Below are 13,991 nucleotides of genomic sequence, written 5' to 3'. Positions count from 1 at the left end.
ACGGCTTTCTCTGGAAAGCCGTTTTTTATGTTTGAATGACCCTTTCTTGCGTACCCTGAGTGATGGATTTACTTATTCTCAGGTACGCAAGGCCTTTTTGTGTACCTTGACGCCATCTATACGCCTTCTCCAGTAACGGCAAGTTTCCCCTCCTTATTTACAGAGTATTTTTTCGATTTTCAGTAATAATTAATACAGATATTTTTCCCAGGAAATGTTGATTCTGTTTTCCTTTGGGCAAAAAAATAGTGTATACTTTAGGAATGGGAAGTGATAATTTGATTAAGCGAAACATACCTAATATATTTACTTTAAGTAACCTGCTGTTTGGTTTTTTATCCATTGGTTTTTCTATCATGGGAGAATATCAAAATGCTGCTGTGACAATATTAATTGGCATGATGCTGGACAGCATGGACGGAAGGCTTGCGAGAAAACTGAATGCGGAAACTGAGTTCGGAAAAGAGCTTGATTCTCTTGCTGATATAGTGACTTTCGGGGTAGCCCCTGCAATACTTATTTTTACCACTACTTTTGCGGATCTTGGAATCCTCGGCCTGCTCATAGCAAGCATGTTTCCTGTGTGCGGAGCAATCCGCCTCGCCCGGTTTAATGTTGATACATCCGGCAGTTCATCGTATTTCACAGGTGTTCCCATAACGGCCGCCGGCGGGATCATCGCCCTGCTCACACTATTTGACGCCTGGGTCCCTGATGTACCTATTTCTATTGTGTACACTCTCTTATCTGTACTAATGATCAGCCGACTCAAAATACCGAGCCTTAAAGAAGTTCCAATACCGAAGTACGGCACAATTATTACTGTGTTTTTTATTTCTATGATAATTGTCATTGAAACGAATACTATGTATGAATACAGCACTCTTTTTATAGTGTCGATTCCGCTTTATATTGTTTTTATGTCAGTACATTTTATTCTTAAGAAAAATAAGCTGAAGAAAAACTCCTCCTGAGCCTTACTCGGGAGGAGTTTTTATTTTATTTCTATGAGTATCCCCATTGCTCTGACCTCATCAACCTCTCTTTTATAAATGAATTTTATAGTCATTCTGAGCTAATGACATACACAGTTTATTTTTTTGTTACTGGTATATAAATATCGAATTCCGGCACCTGGCTTAATATATTTTCATAGTTGTAAAGCTCAAATTTCATTGGCAGAGGGTCATAGTCAGGAAGATCCTCTTCTTTATAAGGCTCATAACCGTTTTCCTCTATCCAATGGCTTAGGCGTGCATAAGAAGAACCTATATCCTGCCCTTTCCGGTGAGGGTAAACAGCGTATGTATATTCTGGCACGATTACCGCTTCCATCCCATCAGGCAATTCAGCTTCTCCTTCTACTTCATACCCTGTATAATGGGTGAACCCGTCAGGCATTGTATGATAACTCAATCCCCACATCCTGCTTGTATCTTTCGGATTTTTCACTTCTTCTCCCCTGTCTATAAACTCCTTTATGGTGTCTCGTATCCTCCCCTTTGCCGCCTGCCTGAAACCTCCCTCCCATTTCAGGCAGGTAACCTGGAAAGATGGTTTCTTAACAATTCTCACTTCAGCAGTTTCCATATCACATTCCCCCTCTAAAAGCTGTCCTTTAATTTAATCTAGCTGAAATGTCATAAGGATTCAAGTATAGATAAAATTAAAAAGACCTGTTTCTGAATTTAATCAGAAACAGATCTTCGGCAGCCGGCGCAGCAGTTTTCTGAAGTCCCGACTGAGTTTTTTTATCAATCAGCCCGCTGTTGGCTCAGCTTTATTAAATTGTTTAATGAAATCAATCGTCACCTTGTTGAATGCCTGAGGCTGGTCAATATTGCATACATGCCCCGAATTTTTTATGCACTCAAACTCCAGCTGATCATTGTGTTTTACAAGTTCCTGGACAGAAGGAAGGAACAAGTAATCTTCTTCACCCATTACAAACAATGTAGGGATATTGAAGAAGTTTTTCTGAAGTCTTCCAAGGTACGGGTTAATAGCTTTCGTAAGAGTAAACCAGCGGATAAATTCCTTCTGGCACATTTTTTTCGCCTGTCGTACAAAAGCGTGCCTGGATTCAAGATGATTGCTCTTCGGCATCAGAACCCATGCGAGAAACTTGTACAGCCACATATAGGGAATAAAATACTTGCCAAGGTTCCCTAGTGTAAAAAGGAATTTAGTCCTTATATTGAGTCTGATAACCGCGCCTCCTAAAATCATGGAGCTCATACGCGTGGTGTGCTTTTGAGCAATTGTCTGAATAACGATTGTACCCAGGGAAATGCCGACGAAGTGGGATGTTTGTATTTTCAGATGATCCAGAACTTTAATAACTTCATCTGCGACTTCTACAAAGCTGTCGCCTTTCTTCCATTTTGTTCTGGGGGATTTCCCATGACCCCGGAGATCTATAAGCAGTACATTAAAATTTTTCTTAAATTCTTTTATTTGCTTAAACCAGGTGCTGGAGTTACCGCCGGCACCATGTATAAAAGTTACCCATGGACTAGAAGGATCTAAGGTGTATTCTCGATAATGAAGCAACAGCATAACCTCACTTTATAGTATTTTTTTCTGTCCTTAGGTTTTACCGGAGCTGTTATTCCCGGTGATGCTGACGGCAGAAAGTAATAGGTCTGTTCCTGGATTCATAGGTTTATATCATAAATATTTTACTAGCTGGTAAATTGGTCTGACAGTTTAAAAGCCTCACAGAGAAAACTTTTCTACAATAGTTTACAAGTTTTCTCCTTTCAGGTCAAAAAACACCGTGCAAATTCTTCCCCTCAAAAGAAAAAAATGTTCAGGGGCCAGACCCTTGAACATTTTGTGAACGTTTTGTGAACACACTTATATATTTGCCGCCCTTACTTTTTATTGAGAGGATGGACCAAATTTTCCGGCATTAAAATCTCTCACTGCCTGCTGGATTTCTTCCATAGTGTTCATTACAAATGGGCCATGTGCGACGATTTCCTCGCGGATAGGCAGACCGGAGTATACTAAAATCTTCGAACGGCTCTCCGCCTTTATCAGCAGTTCGCTTTCCATATCCTCAGAACCTTCCTCATTATACGTGAGGTGGGCAGCGCCTGTTTTCTTAAGATTGTCCTGTTCCGTCCCTAAATTTACATCCCCTGACAATACATATAAAAAGGCATTATGGTTCTCAGGGAGCTTCAATGTAAATTCTGCCCCTTCGGTTAAGCTGATTTCTGACAAAGTAATAGATACTAGAGGGTTCATCGGGCCGGTCACCCCGTGCAGATTCCCTGCGTATACTTTCAGTCCGCCGCCCTCAAATGGAACGGCAGGGCAATCCTCTGAATACACATCCTGATAAATGGCTTCCGTTCCTTTCAATTTAGCCGGAAGATTGAGCCACAGCTGCAGTGTGTGGGCAATATCATCATCCACAGCTTCTTCCGCATGCCTCGCTCCGCTTCCTGCATTCATGTACTGGACATCCCCTGTTTCGAGAATCCCATGCCCGCCTTTGTTGTCCGTGTGCTCCAGACGACCATCAATCACATACGTAATCGTCTGAAAACCACGGTGGGGATGATCTGAAAAGGCTCCTCGCTTAAACCAATCCTCTGCCATAAGGATGAAAGGGTCAAATTCCCTCCAGCTGTCCGGAGGCAGCACCCATCCCTTCTGTACAGCGGGAAAGGACATTTCCTGATAACCAACGTACCACTTCTTTTTTACGCTTCTCTTAAAATCATTTCCCATCAGCTTTTCCCTCCATTGCACCAGCAGCTTCTCTTCTCCGTACACCTTTTTGTCAGCCAGGAACTTTAAAGCTTTGCCATGTTGCCTATTTCTTCAGCGAGCTTCTCCATTCTCTTGACCATTTCTCTGTCTGTCACTTTGTTCTCTTCATTAAATTCACTTGTGTGCAGGAAAACATTATTCGGTGGAATGTATGCCCTGAAATAACTCAATATTGGCCGCAGGTGATATTCCATTACAAGGTGATGCTTTTGTGAACCACCATTTACAACCAGCCCCGTAACCTTCCCTCTGAATGTATCAGGATGGAGCATATCAAATAAGTTTTTTAAAGGCCCGGGAATTGAAGCCTGATAGACAGGGCTGCCGATAATAAAAGCATCCGCTTCCTTTATCTTCGTGATCAGCTTCCTGGTGCCCTCGTTATATTCCTCCAGCGGTCTTCCATCCATAAATTCCAATTTATAATCCTTCAGGTCAAGAAGCTCAGTTTCCGTTGACGGATGTTTTTCCTTCACCATTTCCATCAGCTGATTAACAGACGCACTTGTCTTGGCTCCAAGAATTGTTCCAGAAATTCCTAACAGCTTCATAAACAATCCACTCCTATCATTAATTATTGCTTTTTATTTTTTAAAATCAGATTCATCTGAAAGCCATTTCGTTTTCGAAGTGAAAGGCTCTCTTTTTCCTTCTCTTTGTTCGTTTTCAGGATACCCGAGATAAATAAAACCAAGAACTTCCCCTTTTTTCGATAAACCGAAGAAATCCCTCATTCTCGTATCGTAACAAACTTTCCCGGTACGCCAGATAGCCCCTAATCCGAGGGCGTGAGCCGCAAGCAGCATATTCTGGACAGCAGCACTTACTGAAGCATATTCCTCCGTCAAAATGGCTTTCGGGTTGTCGGAAGGCTCCACAGCTGCCACGATAATTACTGGTGCCCTGAAAGGCTTTCTCTTTACTTTCTCCAGTTTAATCTGATTAGATTCAGATTCCGGCTCATCCATTCCTTCCTTTGCTATCTCTGCAAGAAGGTCGCCTAATGGTTTTCTGCCATCTTCTGTAATCACGAAAAATCTCCACGGTTCTGTATAAAAATGGGTGGGAGCCCATATGCCTGCCTCCAGGATTTTTTCCACCATCTCTTTCGGGACTTCCTTTTCTGACACCACACCCACACTCCGGCGCGTCTTTATTGCTTCGAGTACATCCATATACGCTTCCCCCTTTTGATTTCTGTTTAATCCACTGGCTTCTCATTAAGCACTCATGCTTATTCAAAACAGTATGTTGACTAACTTCATTTTAATGGCCAATTCATTCGCCTTCAAACTTTAGGATTGGAGTAATAGAGAATGAGCACACAGTCATGTATGCATGAGCCCTGAAAAATTAGAAAGTATGTGATAGCCAGAGGTTTCTGGATGCCCCCTTCAGTGAAATTATTGGGCAAGCGGGGACGCGAGAGCTTCTCACATGCCCGCTTCAGCAAATTTCAGCCCTAGCGGGGATGCGAGAGCTTCTCGAATGACCGCTTCAGTAAAATCACACGCCTAGCGGGGACGCGAGAGCTTCTCACATGCCCGCTTCAGTAAAATCACACGCCTAGCGGGTACGCGAGGGCTTCTTGCATACCCGCTTCAGCAAAAATTCTACCCAAGCGGGAACGCGAGAGCTTCTCGCATGACTGCTTCAGCAAAAATACTGACCAAGCTGGGACGCAAGAACGTTTCACATGCCCATTCCTCGACTAAAATCCACTCCCAGCAAAAAAAACACAGGAATCCCAACCACAGATTCCTGTGTTATTCAAACCATTCCCAACAAAATAATTATCTTAAAAGACCCGTGCTTAATACAGGTACGAATGAAATAATCAAAACGTTTATAATTAAAACAATAAGAAACGGTATGATCGCCTTAACGAGTTTTTCATACGTGGTATTTCCCACTCTTGCCCCTATAAACAAGGAGACTCCAACAGGCGGAGTGATCAATCCGATTGAGAGATTTACGATCATGATTATTCCGAAATGTATCGGGTCCATCCCTAAAGAAAGAGCTACCGGCAGCAATATCGGTGTCAGAATAATAATTGAAGCAATCGTCTCCATAAAGGTACCAACAGCAAGGAGAACAAGATTTATAATCAGCAGCACGATAATCGGTGATACATCCAGTTCTGTAATAAACTGGGCTACATTATGGGGAACCTGCTCCCGGGTGAGCACCATTCCGAAAAAGCCTGCCGTAGAAATGATAAATAATACAACAGAAGTTGTAATTACAGAGGAAACTAAGATCTCCCGCATTTCTTTAAATTTAATCTTTTTATAGACAAATACACCTACAACAAATCCATATACTACTGCGACGACAGAGGCCTCGGTAGGAGTAAAAATGCCTCCGTAAATCCCGCCGAGAATAATGATGGGCATGATGAGTGCCAGGGAAGCCCGTTTAAATGAGGCCCATATTTTTTTAAAATTCGTGCGTTCCAGGTCGCTTCCATATCCTTTTACAGCAGATATAATGAAAGCAACAACCATCAGGGAAAGGCCGATCATAATACCAGGGAGGATTCCTGCTATAAATAATCCACTGACTGAAACACCTGCGGAAACTCCATACAATACTAACGGAACACTTGGAGGGATTACGATCCCCGTTGTTCCGGCTGCAGAGTGAAGTGCAGTAGCAAAATTCCTGTCATATCCTGCTTTTACCATAGCAGGTATCAACAGGCTTCCTATTGCAGCTGTTGTGGCGGCTGCAGATCCAGATAAGGCTGCAAAAAACATGCAGGATATGATTGCTACATGCGCAAGCCCTCCTTTCATCTGGCCTACAAGACTTTTCGCAAAATCCACCAGACGTTCAGAAATTCCCCCGTGCTCCATGAGCTTGCCTGCCAGTATAAAAAAAGGCGCAGCCATCAAAGGAAAGGAATCGAGAGAAGCAAACAGGCGCTGCGGCAGGGAGATTAACGGAATATCCGCTGTAAAGGCAAGAAACAACACGGACGCCAGCCCAAGAGCAATAGCTATAGGTACACTGAGAACAAATAAAATAATTAAGATTCCGAATAAAAGTAAAGAGCTCATAAAAATTTTCCTTTCCTAAGTATCTCCATTGTTTAGTTCCCCGCCCTGCGAAAGAGTCTTTATTGTAACGTCCAGTAAATTAATAAACATTAGGACTCCACTGATTGGGATTACGAGATAAGCGTAGCCCATAGGCAGATTCAGCGCTGTTGATGTCTGGGTCATCGCCCTGTCAACCAGCAGAGACCCCTGAACAATCATATACATGAAAAATACAGTACTGCTCAGAAATGCGAGGATATTAAAGATTTTGCGGAACATCACCGGCAGCTTCATTTTGAAAAACTCAATGCCAATATGAGCTCCATGCTGAAAAGCAAAGCTCGCCCCTAAAAAGGTAACCCAGATCATCAAAAATCTTGCTACTTCCTCTGTCCATGCGAAGGAACTTCCAACAACCTCCCTGGACACAATTTGTAGAAATATAAGTATTACCATTACCGCCAGCATGACTGCTGTGATATTTTCAACGCTGCGGTTTAATAGATGAAGTCCTTTATTCCACATGTGGCCCTCCTGTTTGAAAAAATAAAGGCTGACTCATCGGTGATTACTCACCCTGTCAGTGGAAAATGAGGGGCACACCTTGAGTCAGCCTGTAAACTTATTTATTTTACTGCCTGAATTCTTTCCACTAAATTCCCAAATTCATCTGCGTATTTTTCATACACTGGCTGTACGGCTTCTCGGAAACTGTCAATATCCACCTCAGCAGCATCGTAAATTTCCAGACCGTTATCAAACTCCATCAGTTCCTGCTTTTGTTCTGCTTCAATATCTGTTGTCATTTCACGCTGTACATGAGCGTACTCTTTTCCTAAACGTTCAAATACTTCCTGCACATCTTCCGGAAGTGACTCGAAGAGATCCCCGTTCATGAGCAGTACTGCTGCAGCATAATAAAGGCCAACCTCACTCAAGTACTCCTGAACTTCGTATATACCCGTAGAATGAGTTACACCGTAAGCGTTGTCGTGGGCTTCCACGATCCCCTGCTGAAGGGAAGTGTGCACTTCCGGCCACTCAATTGGTGTAGGGTCTGCGCCGAGGGCACGATAAGTATCAAGCACCAGATCGTTTCCAATTGCCCTTACCTTCATTCCGTTCAGATCATCAGCAGAAAGGATCGGCTTGCCATTACTTAACATATGCCGCATACCGTTTTCCCAGAGGCCTAACCCTTTGAAGCCCTGCGCGTCAATCAGACTAAGGAGCTCTTCCCCAACTTCACCGTCGAGTGTATCATAAGCATGCTGATGGTCCCGGAAAATTAACGGCAAATCCAGCACTGCTAATTCCGGTACAAAGTTAGTCACCGGTGCTGATGTATAAATTCCCATATCCAAAGTGCCTAACTGAACCTGCTCGACCATATCCCTTTCCCCGCCGAGCTGTCCCCCTGGGAAAATTTCAAACTTAACCTGTCCATCTGTTTCTTCTTCAATAGCGGCTGTCAGTTCTTCTATGCCCAAGGTAAAGGAATGTGTCGGCGGGCCGATATGCCCTACCTTAATATTTATTACATCTCCTGAATCCGCTGCAGAATTATTTTCTGCTTCTCCGGAATCATTCCCTTCATCAGCATTTGCTTCATTATCAGAACCAGAAGCATCAGAGGCCTCAGCATCTGCAGGATCCTCCCCTCCTCCACAGGCTGTTAACACAGCTGTGCTTATCAGCACTGTGCCAAGAACTTTAAGTAAATGCTTTTTCATCATCTTTCCTCCCTTTTTCATATGAATATCTTTTTATTTTTCAGCCCTGAATGTTACCGTTGGGCAGAGAAACCCGAAATTAAGGAAACGCTTACAAAATTAAATTACTTCCTATCCAGGAAAAATCTTGCCTGGATTCATGATTCCGTTAGGATCAAGAGCCTGCTTTATTGCCTTCATAACCTCATAAGCACTGCCATGCTCCTTCAGCTGGTACTTTATTTTCCCACTGCCTACTCCGTGTTCCCCTGTACAAGTGCCACCTCTTTCCAGGGCGTAATTAACAATTCTCTCATTAAAAACTTCTGCTTTTTTAATAGAATCTTTATCCTTCATATCTACCATCAGCAGTACGTGAAAGTTTCCATCACCAACATGCCCCTGAATCGCCCCGTCAAGGTCAAGCTCATTGGCTCCTATTCTCGCATCGAGGATAGCACCGGTAAGTTCAGAAATGGGCAGGCAAACGTCGGTACCCATCAGTTTTTTTCCTGGAAATCCATGAATAAAGGAATAAGCAAGATTATGCCGGGCTTCCCAGAGCTTGTTCCTCCCTTTCGTATCTGTTTCAAACTGAATATCTTTACAGCCAAGCTCTGCGACTATCTCTTTTGTAAATTCAACGTCCTGCGCCAGCCCGGCTTCATTCCCGTGAAATTCAAGAAACAGAGTCGGCAGCTCTTCATACTCCACTTCGCTGTACTTATTGACCTGGCGGATCGAGCGGGCATCCACAAACTCAATTCTGGCCATTGGGACACCGGCCGACATGATTTTTCCAACTGCATCCACAGCATTTTCTACGGAAGGAAAAGTTGCTCTTCCAGCAACTATCGTTTCAGGTATTCCATAAACCTTCAGGGTCAGTTCAGTTATAACACCGAGAGTACCCTCTGAACCCGTTATGAGTCCGTTCAGGCTGTATCCGGAGGAGGACTTTGCCGCCAGGCTTCCTGTATGTATCACTTCCCCGTTGGCTAAAACCACTTCCAGATCCCTTACCTGATCACGCATAATTCCGTATTTCACGGAAGTTGTCCCACTGGCATTTGTAGCTGCCATACCGCCAAGGGTGGCATCAGCTCCTGGATCTACCGAAAAAAACAAACCGTACTTTTTCAGTTCTTTATTCAACTGGCTTCTTGTGACTCCAGGCTGTACTTTAACGAGAAAATCTTTATCCATCACTTCAAGAACTTTGTTCATACGGGACAAATCCAGAGAAATGCCGCCATGGTATGGAATTGCGTGTCCTTCAAGGCTTGTCCCAAGGCCAAAGGGCACGATTGGAATTTTATTCTGGTTAGCGAAGGCTGTAATCCTGCTCACTTCCTCAGCTGAGTGGGGAAACACCACTGCATCCGGAAGTGACGGAGGACTGTATCCTTCATCTCTGCTATGCTGCTCAAGAATAGTTTCGTTAACAGAGATCTGGTCCCCGGAGATTATACTTTTAAGTTCTTCTATATAACCTGCTGTTTTAGAAGCCATAAACATCCCTCACTATTACAAAGAATATTTTTTATTTTCTCACAATATATGATTTTAAGTCAAACCATATATTTTATTTTTCAAAAATATATTAGTTGTGAAAACAATTCACACAAAAAGACCATATGGACATTTCCATACGGCCTTTTCCACAGCTTTACTCAGACTGCGCTTGATTCATTTAATTTTTCAAGTCTTTCTGCTACTTCCGCTTCACTCAGGTCATGTTCCTTTATATAACGGTTCCTTGGGTGTACACGGCATTCATGAGAACATCCTCTCAGATGCTTATGCTCAGACTCCTCTGTGCATATGATTTGTTTGTTGCACTCAGGGTTAGCACAGTTTACATATCGCTCACAAGGTTCACCGGAGAAGTAATCCCTGCCTACAACAACATGTTCCTTCTGGTTTACAGGCACGCTGATTCTCTCGTCAAAAACATAGCATTTTCCATCCCAGAGTTCCCCCTGTACTTCAGGGTCTTTTCCGTACGTAACAATTCCCCCATGAAGCTGTGAAACTTCCTCAAAGCCTTCCTCTTTCAGCCAGCCGGAAAACTTTTCGCACCGAATGCCTCCTGTACAGTAAGTGAGGATTTTCTTATCTTCAAATTTCTCTTTGTTTTCCTTGATCCATTGCGGAAGCTCCCGGAATGAATGTATGTCGGGCCTCACAGCTCCCCGAAAGTGACCAATATCATACTCGTAATCATTACGGGCATCGATAACCACAGTGTCGGGATCCTGCATTTGCTCATAAAATTCTTTCGGGCTCAGATACTTACCAGTCTGTTCAAGTGGATTAATATCGTCCTCCAAACGGAGTGTTACCAGTTCAGGACGGTATCTTACATGCATTTTTTTAAAAGCATGCTTGTCCGATTCGTCTATTTTGAAGACCATGTCAGAAAATTGGGGATCCTTTTTCATTGCTTCCATATATTTTTCAGTCTGTTCCCATGTACCGGAAACAGTTCCGTTAATACCTTCGTCAGCAATAAGGATTCTTCCTTTTAAACCAAGCTCTTTACAAAAAGCTAAATGTTCCTTTGCATACTCCTCCGCCTCAGGAAGGTTAACATATTTATAATAAAGCAATACTCTGTATTGATTATCCATTGTAATAAACCACCTTCTATATTAAAAACTAACAGTTAATTATATACTAATAAATTTTACAAAACAAGATATATTATACCTGATTCCACTTGCCCTTTCAATGTTTTTAATTCACAAAATCTGCTCTGTACTTTAGCGTTACTAAAGAATCCATACAAAAAGCCTCCCCATAGCGGAGAAGCTTTCTGGCATTTTCTATTATGCTTCAGTTTGTTTTTCCAGCTTTTCGCTTATCGGAATGATCTTATCCCAGTACCGTTTTGCAAGTTTCGTTGCAAGAAAGGCTACTGTACTGAGAGAAAAAAAGAAGAATAATCCTGGCCAGATGAGAAAAACAGCAGACAGAGCAGCCGCTGTTCCGATAACAGCTACGGAATAATGGGGACGCATCAATCCAGTCATCAAAGCGAAAAATAATGTTTTATACCATGGCAAGTCAAAATACGCCATAACAGGAAACGTGAAAATAGCCATAATGACATAAAGCAGCAGCAAAGTATACATCATATATTTTAAGGTTAACAGCCACCCCGTATCCGGAAAATACAACAGCTGCAGGTCAATTGCCAGTATAAGCCCAATACCTGCCAGGGGCAGTCCTGTTTTATAACTCTTTTTAAAATTATCCCGGAAGCTGGACAGGAACTTCTGGAACAACCCCTTTTCTTCGTCTTCCTCCTGTTCCTCCAGCTTTTTCATGACAGCAAATAAGGCTGCAGTAGCAGGTATCAGTGTAACGACCGGAAGGGAGAAAAGCAGCCAGAGTAAGTTAAGCACAGCGAGCCTGGAGAGCTGTTCCATTCCCCAAAATACGATTCCTGATAAACCTTTTCCGTCCATGACCAATTTCCTTTCCATAATATAATTTTTGGCCCTATCCCTTTGTTCCCCCGGTTAAATCCATTCCTTCAATGAAGTATTTCTGGCAGACAAAGAAAAGAATTACAACCGGGATAAGGACCATGGTGGAGCCTGCCATTAAGTAATTCCACTGAGTCGTTGTCTGGCTCTGGAAAGTCTGCAGACCTATTTGCAGGGTGTACATCGATTCGTCATGGATGTAAAGAAGCGGTCCGAGAAAGTCGTTCCATGCCCCGTTAAAGGAAAAAATTGCGATTGTGATCAGTGCTGGCTTCGTCAGCGGCAGCATGATTCTGCTCCAGATATAGAAATGGCTGGCCCCGTCAATTTTAGCCGCTTCAATCAGTTCATTATTAATCGACATATAAAACTGCCTCATTAAAAATATGAAAAACGCGTTTCCGAAAAAGGCAGGCACAATGAGCGGCAGATAGGTCCCAACCCAGCCAAGCTGGGTGAAAAGTATATACTGAGGTATCATTGTGACAAATCCAGGGATCATCATCGTCGCCAGTACGAGAGCGAAAATTAAATTACGCCCGGGAAAGGAAATTTTCGCAAACCCGTATGCGATAAATGAATTGGAAAGGACGCTGCCCACAACGACGCAAACTGTAATAATCAGCGTATTAAAGGCGTATCTGAAAAAAGGAAATGCCTGTATCGTCTCTGCGTAATTCGACCACACAATTTCATCTGGGAAAAGTGTAGGCGGAAACTGGACTATTTCAGACATTGGCTTAAGCGAGGTAATGACCATCCAGTATATTGGCGTCAGCAAGACAATACTGACGGCTACGAGAATTAATGTAGTAAATATATTGGCAATCCGCTTTTTTACCTTCCTGCTTTTAAAATATCCAGGCTTTAACTCAGGTCCTTTCCCACTGCTTTTCTTATCTGGATTATTAGTCTTTTTCCGAAATCCCTCATTTTCCTTTACAGGAGTTTTTTGTGGTTCCAGTTCTTTCGCTTCCATCAGCGCTGACCTCCTTCATAGTGCACCCATCTTGGGGCCAGCTTCAGGTTAATAATAGTAAGTATGAGAATGATAATAAAGAGAATCCATGACATCGCCATCGCATAACCCATGTCAAACGCAACAAAGGCTTTATTCCACATATGCAGGTTGTAGAAGAGCAGAGAATTTGCCGGTCCGCCTGTTCCACTCTCAGTCATTACATATGCTTCCTGGAAAATCTGAAAAGCTCCTATAGTTGTTGTTACAACATCAAAAAATACAATGGGCGTAATCATCGGCAATGTGATATGCCAGAAGCGCTGGAAGGCATTCGCACCATCTAATTCAGCAGATTCGTAGAGCTGTCCAGGGACATTCTGTAAAGTTGCCAGATAAAGCAGCATTGTTCCCCCTATGCTCCAGAGCCTCATAATAACTAAGGCCGGTTTTGTCCAGTCAGGATCAAACAGCCAGGCCGGCCCCTGAATCTGAAACCAGCTTAATACTGTATTTATTAAACCAGTCGATGGAGACAACAACTGCATCCACAATATGTAAACTGCCACTCCTGACAATACCGCCGGTAAATAAAAAATTGTCCGGAAAGCTTTTATCCCTTTTATTTTCTGGTTCAGCAGCACAGCCATCAATATTGCCCCGACAGCTGTTAAAGGGACGATGAAAGCAACATAATAAAGCGTGTTATAGAGAGACGTCCAGAAAAGACGGTCCGCTGTAAACATCTGCTCATAGTTCCGGAACCCGATAAAATCCATTCTTGATGTAATATTGTAATTTGTGAAACTACCTATTAGTGAAAAAAGCATCGGGCCCAGCAAGAATACAGTAAAACCGATAATAAACGGCGAAATAAATAAAAGGCCCCATAAGCTCTCCCGTCTGCGCATACTCATCGTTGTTTTCTTTTTAACCTTTATTTTCCCACCCATGTTTACACCGCTTTTCTCATATGTAGTAAGGAAGAGATGAA

At 42.8% G+C, this 13,991-nt stretch carries 14 protein-coding genes; 1 reads left to right on the top strand and 13 read right to left on the bottom strand.

Features of this window, described 5'->3' with window-relative positions; translation table 11 throughout:
• The first annotated feature begins 263 nt into the window (after positions 1–263).
• Positions 264–974: a CDP-diacylglycerol--serine O-phosphatidyltransferase gene (gene pssA, locus BK582_RS10085; protein WP_078597946.1), complete on the top strand. Its 711-nt coding sequence runs from the start codon at positions 264–266 to the stop codon at positions 972–974.
• Positions 975–1,092: 118 nt separating this feature from the next.
• Here pssA and BK582_RS10080 read toward each other — a convergent pair whose 3' ends face one another.
• The 13 genes from BK582_RS10080 to BK582_RS10020 form a co-directional block, all read right to left on the bottom strand.
• Complete coding sequence (locus BK582_RS10080; RefSeq protein ID WP_078594823.1) at positions 1,093–1,590, bottom strand: GyrI-like domain-containing protein; 498 nt, start codon at positions 1,588–1,590, stop codon at positions 1,093–1,095.
• A 168-nt stretch (positions 1,591–1,758) separates the two neighbouring features.
• Positions 1,759–2,553, bottom strand: coding sequence for an alpha/beta fold hydrolase (locus BK582_RS10075; RefSeq protein WP_078594821.1), 795 nt, complete (start codon positions 2,551–2,553; stop codon positions 1,759–1,761).
• Positions 2,554–2,883: 330 nt separating this feature from the next.
• Positions 2,884–3,744 carry a pirin family protein gene (locus tag BK582_RS10070; protein ID WP_078594818.1) on the bottom strand — a complete coding sequence of 287 codons (861 nt, stop codon included), beginning with the start codon at positions 3,742–3,744 and terminating at the stop codon, positions 2,884–2,886.
• 65 nt (positions 3,745–3,809) lie between these two features.
• Positions 3,810–4,337 carry an NADPH-dependent FMN reductase gene (locus BK582_RS10065; RefSeq protein WP_078594816.1) on the bottom strand — a complete coding sequence of 176 codons (528 nt, stop codon included), beginning with the start codon at positions 4,335–4,337 and terminating at the stop codon, positions 3,810–3,812.
• Positions 4,338–4,370: 33 nt separating this feature from the next.
• Positions 4,371–4,961 carry a nitroreductase family protein gene (locus BK582_RS10060; protein ID WP_078594814.1) on the bottom strand — a complete coding sequence of 197 codons (591 nt, stop codon included), beginning with the start codon at positions 4,959–4,961 and terminating at the stop codon, positions 4,371–4,373.
• A gap of 618 nt (positions 4,962–5,579) precedes the next feature.
• Positions 5,580–6,851, bottom strand: coding sequence for a TRAP transporter large permease (locus tag BK582_RS10055; RefSeq protein ID WP_078594812.1), 1,272 nt, complete (start codon positions 6,849–6,851; stop codon positions 5,580–5,582).
• A 15-nt stretch (positions 6,852–6,866) separates the two neighbouring features.
• The gene (locus BK582_RS10050) at positions 6,867–7,358 is read right to left on the bottom strand and encodes a TRAP transporter small permease (RefSeq protein ID WP_078594810.1); all 492 of its coding nucleotides are present in this window, start codon (positions 7,356–7,358) and stop codon (positions 6,867–6,869) included.
• 101 nt (positions 7,359–7,459) lie between these two features.
• Positions 7,460–8,587, bottom strand: a complete 1,128-nt coding sequence (locus BK582_RS10045) for a DctP family TRAP transporter solute-binding subunit (RefSeq protein WP_244895376.1) — start codon at positions 8,585–8,587, stop codon at positions 7,460–7,462.
• Positions 8,588–8,677: 90 nt separating this feature from the next.
• A complete protein-coding gene (locus tag BK582_RS10040) occupies positions 8,678–10,057 on the bottom strand; it encodes an FAD-binding oxidoreductase (protein WP_078594806.1) in 1,380 nt (459 codons plus the stop codon).
• A 161-nt stretch (positions 10,058–10,218) separates the two neighbouring features.
• Complete coding sequence (gene trhO / locus BK582_RS10035; protein ID WP_078594804.1) at positions 10,219–11,178, bottom strand: oxygen-dependent tRNA uridine(34) hydroxylase TrhO; 960 nt, start codon at positions 11,176–11,178, stop codon at positions 10,219–10,221.
• Positions 11,179–11,376: 198 nt separating this feature from the next.
• Positions 11,377–12,036 carry a YesL family protein gene (locus tag BK582_RS10030; protein ID WP_078594801.1) on the bottom strand — a complete coding sequence of 220 codons (660 nt, stop codon included), beginning with the start codon at positions 12,034–12,036 and terminating at the stop codon, positions 11,377–11,379.
• Between the two features lie 16 nt (positions 12,037–12,052).
• A complete protein-coding gene (locus BK582_RS10025; protein WP_078594799.1) occupies positions 12,053–13,018 on the bottom strand; it encodes a carbohydrate ABC transporter permease in 966 nt (321 codons plus the stop codon).
• A complete protein-coding gene (locus BK582_RS10020; RefSeq protein ID WP_177344661.1) occupies positions 13,018–13,914 on the bottom strand; it encodes a carbohydrate ABC transporter permease in 897 nt (298 codons plus the stop codon). Before BK582_RS10020 ends, BK582_RS10025 begins: the two co-directional genes overlap by 1 nt.
• Between the last annotated feature and the right edge of the window lie 77 nt (positions 13,915–13,991).

It is taken from the genome of Evansella clarkii (genome assembly GCF_002019695.1).
GTDB lineage: Bacteria > Bacillota > Bacilli > Bacillales > Salisediminibacteriaceae > Evansella > Evansella clarkii.
The sequence above is the reverse complement of the archived record's forward strand: the minus strand, read 5'-3'. Positions and strand labels throughout refer to the sequence as shown.

Coding starts and splice junctions, on each gene's coding strand:
- BK582_RS10080 (WP_078594823.1), bottom strand. CDS start 1,590: ATGGAAACTGCTGAAGTGAGAATTGTTAAGAAACCATCTTTCCAGGTT.
- BK582_RS10020 (WP_177344661.1), bottom strand. CDS start 13,914: ATGAGTATGCGCAGACGGGAGAGCTTATGGGGCCTTTTATTTATTTCG.
- BK582_RS10060 (WP_078594814.1), bottom strand. CDS start 4,961: ATGGATGTACTCGAAGCAATAAAGACGCGCCGGAGTGTGGGTGTGGTG.
- BK582_RS10070 (WP_078594818.1), bottom strand. CDS start 3,744: ATGGGAAATGATTTTAAGAGAAGCGTAAAAAAGAAGTGGTACGTTGGT.
- BK582_RS10045 (WP_244895376.1), bottom strand. CDS start 8,587: ATGAAAAAGGGAGGAAAGATGATGAAAAAGCATTTACTTAAAGTTCTT.
- BK582_RS10030 (WP_078594801.1), bottom strand. CDS start 12,036: ATGGAAAGGAAATTGGTCATGGACGGAAAAGGTTTATCAGGAATCGTA.
- BK582_RS10065 (WP_078594816.1), bottom strand. CDS start 4,337: ATGAAGCTGTTAGGAATTTCTGGAACAATTCTTGGAGCCAAGACAAGT.
- trhO (WP_078594804.1), bottom strand. CDS start 11,178: ATGGATAATCAATACAGAGTATTGCTTTATTATAAATATGTTAACCTT.
- BK582_RS10050 (WP_078594810.1), bottom strand. CDS start 7,358: ATGTGGAATAAAGGACTTCATCTATTAAACCGCAGCGTTGAAAATATC.
- pssA (WP_078597946.1), top strand. CDS start 264: ATGGGAAGTGATAATTTGATTAAGCGAAACATACCTAATATATTTACT.
- BK582_RS10055 (WP_078594812.1), bottom strand. CDS start 6,851: ATGAGCTCTTTACTTTTATTCGGAATCTTAATTATTTTATTTGTTCTC.
- BK582_RS10025 (WP_078594799.1), bottom strand. CDS start 13,018: ATGGAAGCGAAAGAACTGGAACCACAAAAAACTCCTGTAAAGGAAAAT.
- BK582_RS10040 (WP_078594806.1), bottom strand. CDS start 10,057: ATGGCTTCTAAAACAGCAGGTTATATAGAAGAACTTAAAAGTATAATC.